The 1,779-nt window shown below is 60.8% G+C and carries 1 protein-coding gene; it reads right to left on the bottom strand.

Features of this window, described 5'->3' with window-relative positions; all coding sequences use genetic code 11:
- A partial coding sequence (gene xsc, locus ACR0BU_RS24655; RefSeq protein WP_480739566.1) for a sulfoacetaldehyde acetyltransferase occupies positions 1 to 1,779 on the bottom strand: 1,779 nt, incomplete at its 5' end.

The raw sequence follows: 1,779 nt of genomic DNA, 5'->3' as shown, positions 1-1,779 counted from the left end.
CTACGCTTGTATTTGAGGTGTCATGTCGTTTGCGTTGACGCCTGCGACTGCGACGGGTTTTTTCATGGCGTCGCGGCGGAAGGGTTCGCCCAGTTCCTGGTTGATCATGGCTTCGATCAGCGTGGTGATGCCGTTCTTCTGGTCCGTGATCGCCTGGTTCAGGGCTGCGGTCAGCTCGTCCTGGGTGCGTGCGATAACGCCCTTCAGACCGCAGGCGTTGGCGATACCGGCATAAGAGACCTTGGTGTCCAGTTCCGTGCCCACGAAGTTGTCGTTGAACCACAGGGTCGAGTTGCGCTTTTCCGCGCCCCACTGGTAGTTGCGGAACACAATCTGGGTCACGGCGGGCCATTCCTGGCGGCCAATCGCAGTCAGCTCATTCACCGCAATGCCAAAGGCGCCGTCACCGGCAAAGCCCACAACCGGAACGTCCGGCTGACCGATCTTGGCGCCAACGATGGCCGGCAGACCATAGCCGCAAGGGCCGAACAGGCCAGGCGCCAGATATTTGCGGCCTTCGTCAAAGTCAGGATAGGCGTTGCCGATGGCACAGTTGTTGCCGATGTCGGACGAAATAATCGCCTCGCGCGGCAGGGCCTGCTGGATTGCGCGCCACGCCATGCGCGGGCTCATCCAGTCGGGTTTGGCGTCGCGCGCGCGCTGGTTCCAGCTGGTGCCCGGATCGTCCTGCTCATGCGTCAGCGAGGTCAGTTCCTGTGCCCAGGCCGATTTCTTTTTCGCGATTTTGGCTTTGCGCTCCGCGCGGCCGGCATTGCCTGCCTCGTCAGACAGCTGGCGCTGGATGCCCTTGGCCACTTTGGCCGCGTCGCCGACGATCCCGACGGTGACCTTCTTGGTCAGGCCGATGCGGTCCGGGTTGATGTCCACCTGAATAATGGTGGCCTCTTCGGGCCAGTAGTTCATGCCATATCCGGGCAGGGTCGAGAACGGGTTCAGACGGGTGCCAAGGGCCAGAACAACATCCGCCTCCTTGATCAGCTCCATCCCGGCTTTCGAGCCATTATAGCCCAGCGGGCCAGCAAACAGCGGGTGGTTGCCGGGGAAGGCGTCATTGTGCTGATAGCCAACGCAGACCGGTGCATCCAGACGCTCAGCCAGAGCCATCGAGGCATCGATGCCGCCCTCGGACAGAACCACGCCCGCGCCGTTCAGGATGACGGGGTTTTTGGCGTTCGACAGGATCTCGGCTGCTTTGGCCACCGAGTTCTCGCCACCGGGGCTGCGTTCAAACTCGACCGGATCGGGAATTTCGATGTCGACCACTTGCGTCCAGAAGTCGCGCGGGATGTTCAGCTGCGCCGGGCCGGACAGACGCTTGGCCTGGCTGATGACACGGGTCAGAACTTCGGCAACACGGGTCGGGTCGCGGACCTCTTCCTGATACGCCACCATGTCTTCGAACAGCTTCATCTGTTCAACTTCCTGGAAGCCACCCTGACCGATGGTCTTGTTCGCCGCCTGCGGCGTGACCAGCAGCAGCGGGGTGTGGTTCCAATACGCGGTCTTCACCGCGGTGACAAAATTGGTGATGCCCGGGCCGTTCTGCGCAATCATCATCGACATCTTGCCGGTGGCACGGGTGTAGCCATCCGCCATCATCCCAGCGCTGCCTTCATGCGCACAGTCCCAGAACATGATCCCTGCTTGCGGGAACAAATCAGAAATCGGCATCATCGCAGAACCAATGATCCCAAACGCATGCTCAATCCCGTGCTTCTGCAAAACCTTAACAAAAGCCTCTTCCGTCGTCATCTTCAT

This window comes from Ruegeria sp. CK2 (assembly GCF_056536585.1).
The sequence above is the reverse complement of the archived record's forward strand: the minus strand, read 5'-3'. Positions and strand labels throughout refer to the sequence as shown.